Annotated in this window: 4 protein-coding genes and 1 pseudogene; 3 read left to right on the top strand and 2 right to left on the bottom strand. The window is 58.7% G+C overall.

The genetic code is table 11. The features are described 5' to 3' along the window. Both WCB02_RS09925 and WCB02_RS09920 read right to left on the bottom strand, forming a co-directional pair. Positions 1-144, bottom strand: a pseudogene (locus WCB02_RS09925) (Hpt domain-containing protein); the annotation flags it as partial. Between the two features lie 19 nt (positions 145-163). Next, complete coding sequence (locus WCB02_RS09920; RefSeq protein WP_423957869.1) at positions 164-709, bottom strand: response regulator; 546 nt, start codon at positions 707-709, stop codon at positions 164-166. A gap of 297 nt (positions 710-1,006) precedes the next feature. Between WCB02_RS09920 and WCB02_RS09915 the strand changes: the two genes are divergently transcribed. The 3 genes from WCB02_RS09915 to WCB02_RS09905 all read left to right on the top strand — a co-directional run. Further along, the gene (locus WCB02_RS09915; RefSeq protein WP_423957867.1) at positions 1,007-1,300 is read left to right on the top strand and encodes a type II toxin-antitoxin system RelE family toxin; all 294 of its coding nucleotides are present in this window, start codon (positions 1,007-1,009) and stop codon (positions 1,298-1,300) included. Further along, entirely contained in the window at positions 1,297-1,545 is a 249-nt protein-coding gene (locus WCB02_RS09910) for a type II toxin-antitoxin system Phd/YefM family antitoxin (RefSeq protein ID WP_423957864.1), read from the top strand. The genes WCB02_RS09915 and WCB02_RS09910 overlap by 4 nt, the downstream gene beginning before the upstream one ends. 912 nt (positions 1,546-2,457) lie before the next feature. Continuing rightward, positions 2,458-2,928: hypothetical protein (locus WCB02_RS09905; RefSeq protein WP_423957862.1), on the top strand; the 471-nt coding region annotated here is incomplete at its 3' end.

The raw sequence follows: 2,928 nt of genomic DNA, 5'->3' as shown, positions 1-2,928 counted from the left end.
CGCCACGGGATCGTCGCTCTCGGTGTCGGCGACGCGGTGCAGCACCTTGCGCAGCGGATTGGGCTGCGTGATGACGTGATGGTCGGCGAACGCCTTGACCTTGATCGACTTGTTCTTGCTCGCCTCGGGTTTGTCTTTCGCCATTGCTTCTCGTCCTCGCGGCTCAGATTGCGGTGCGGGCCTTGTCCAGCAGCGACGGCTGCTGCAGGACCTCGACCTCGCCGCCGACGCGGCGTTCGGGGCCGATATAGGCGTTGGTGGTGTTGCGCCGGCGGTCCGGGCCGAAATAGTTCTTGGTCTTGATGAAAGGCCGCGGACTTGCGACCACGTTCAGAATGCGCTGATAGAGCCCCTTGGCCGAGATCGGCTTGGCCAGGAATTCCGTGACGCCGGCATCGCGCGCATAGGTCACGCGGCGCTTCTCGGAGTGCCCGGTCAGCATGATGATCGGCGCGAACGGATTGCCCTTGGATTCAGGCTGCCGGATCATCTGCGCCAGTTCGAGACCGTCGAAGATCGGCATCGACCAGTCGGTGATGACGATGTCGGGGACGTAATGGGTGTACATTTCCAGCGCGGTCGCGCCGTCTTCGGCTTCATAGACTTCGCGCGCGCCGAACGAATGCAACAGCGTGCGCAGGATGCGGCGCATGTGCGGATTGTCGTCGCAGATGAGAAATCGCAGCTTGTTGAAATCGATGCGGAACATGGCGCGGGCCCCGGCGACACCGGTCGCCCCGGTATCCCGAAATTAACCTATTCGGACATGGTTAACGAAGCGTTGCGACCGGAAGGCGCCTGCGAGGCGAGGTGGCTTCCGGTTCGCGCAGCGACAACGCGCGCAAGCAAAATGCTGGACCAGCGTTTCCAAGTTCGAATCGTATCGGGTGCGCCAGCTGCGATAAAGCACGCTCCTGCACCCCAGGGTTGCCGCCGCCGCGCCATCGTTCGCCCTGTCGCGACTTTCCTTTGACGAGCCTGCAAATCTGGCTATAATCTGGCCAGAATGCCGTTCGACATCATCCTCGCCCCCGAAGCTGTCGACGATCTTAAGCGCCTGGAGGCGCACGTTCGGGCCGCCGTGCGAACCGCGCTCGAAACACATCTCAGGCACGAGCCCGCGAAAGCGAGTCGTAGCCGGATCAAGCGATTGCGGGGACTGCGCCGCCCGCAATACAGGCTAAGGGTCGGCGATATCAGGTTGTTCTATGATGTTTCCGGCACGACCGTCGAAATCCTCGCGATCGTGTCCAAATCGGAGGCCGAGTCATGGCTCGCACAATTCGGAAGTCTGGAGTGAAGGAAGTCCCCCTCTCCGAAATCAAGGATGATTTATCCCGCTATCTTCGCGAGGCGGAGACGCAGGAGATCGTGATCACACGGCACGGCAAACCAGCCGGTGTATTGATTGGCTTCGAGTCGGAAGAGGATTGGTTCGACTATCGTCTCGAACATGATGCGCGTTTCCTGCGTCGTATTGAACAGGCGCGTCACAGCCTGCGCGTGGGACGCGGAGTGAGGCTGGAGGACGTTGAAACGGAGTAGGTGCGCCTCGCCATCAGATCGAAGCGCTTGCGGCGTCGTGGTCGATTGATCGGCAAGGCTATCGTGCCTCGGCGTGCTCTTTTATAGCGCCACAGCGAAACTATAGTGCCCATCTTCATCGGCCGTGGCGCCCCCTTCGTCGAACTGGTGGACGCAGATGGTCGTAGAGGTGGTTGGGCAACGGACCTGATGACCGCGTTCGTCTCGGCCGAGATTTTTGATGATGAGCCATAGCGCCTCCGGCACACAGATTCTCCATCCGGAGAACGGCCCGCATTTGTCCGCCGAGTCATTTCCGCTAAGGAGCGGCATCGCGCTCGCGCTGAGCCATCAGCGCATGGCGGTCAAAACTGCGGGCCAGCCGGCGCCGGTCAAGGCCGTTAAGCCGGCTCGCCGGGCGCGCGAAGCGCGCGCCTTGACGGGCGCCGGCTGGTCCGGCAGTCCCTTGCCAGGCTCAACGGCGCGCCAACGTCGCACATTGGGCTGACATGTTGAGCGCAAAGAAGAAGTTAGACTTCTGCAAGGTGCGGCCTTGCCAGGAAGATTGCAATAAGCCTCTGCACTGTCACACGACCGACCGCGGCGCACCTTGCTCCCTTCATCCTGCTATCAAGCGGCCGATGTCTCGCGCCTCGCCAGCACTGCGAGATTCTTTGACAGCTTGCGATCAGACAAACCGGAAAGTGCATCACGAGAGCAGATTGCGTGCGGGTTTCGTGCAGTCGACATGCAAGCTCTTTGATGATGGCACGCCCGCCAAGAGGCTCGTCCGGCTTGTCAGATGTTGGAGTTGATCTGGAGTAACTGATACGCGGCCAAGTTGACGCGATTGGTCCATTTCGGAGGTTTTCGACCTATCCAAGCTTGACAACTTCAAAGTACCAAGAGGCGCACCGTTTGAATCTGCATTAGATGGATATCAACCAATTCTCAGCGTCTCGACGTCATGCATGGAAGCTTTATCTCTTCTTTAGGTTGTATTATTTATTGGGCGAGCTACGCCACCGGCGTGTTCTCACCAAGGTAAGCGAAGAAATGGACGCCATTTTAAGGCTCGTGAAGTGGTACGGCAGCGCCCTGTTCGTCGTGGGGCTTCTAATCTTATTTCCGGTTACGGGTTTTTTTCTCACGATCCTGACGCAAGGTCGACTGCTTTCCCTGATCCTCAATCTGTTCATGCTACATATCGGATATCTAGCCTGCACGAGAAAAATCTCGTTGGCGTGGTTAGTCGTGCCAGTCGGTTTCTACGGCGCGTGGATAGGCTGGGTGAATTCGAAAAGCGAGGCCGTATATCTGGAAAAAAGCAAACTTGAGAGCGAGAACCGCATCACGGGGCAGTTTGAGAAGAGTAATACGCTCGTGTTTCCGGATGAGGATAGC

Origin of the sequence: Bradyrhizobium sp. (genome assembly GCF_049581145.1) — a bacterium.
In the GTDB taxonomy this organism is placed as follows: domain Bacteria; phylum Pseudomonadota; class Alphaproteobacteria; order Rhizobiales; family Xanthobacteraceae; genus Bradyrhizobium.
This window is presented reverse-complemented; position numbering and strand designations above follow the sequence as displayed.

Excerpts from the sequence above, each read along its gene's own strand:
- WCB02_RS09920 (WP_423957869.1), bottom strand. The coding sequence starts at position 709 with ATGTTCCGCATCGATTTCAACAAGCTGCGATTTCTCATCTGCGACGAC.
- WCB02_RS09915 (WP_423957867.1), top strand. The coding sequence starts at position 1,007 with ATGCCGTTCGACATCATCCTCGCCCCCGAAGCTGTCGACGATCTTAAG.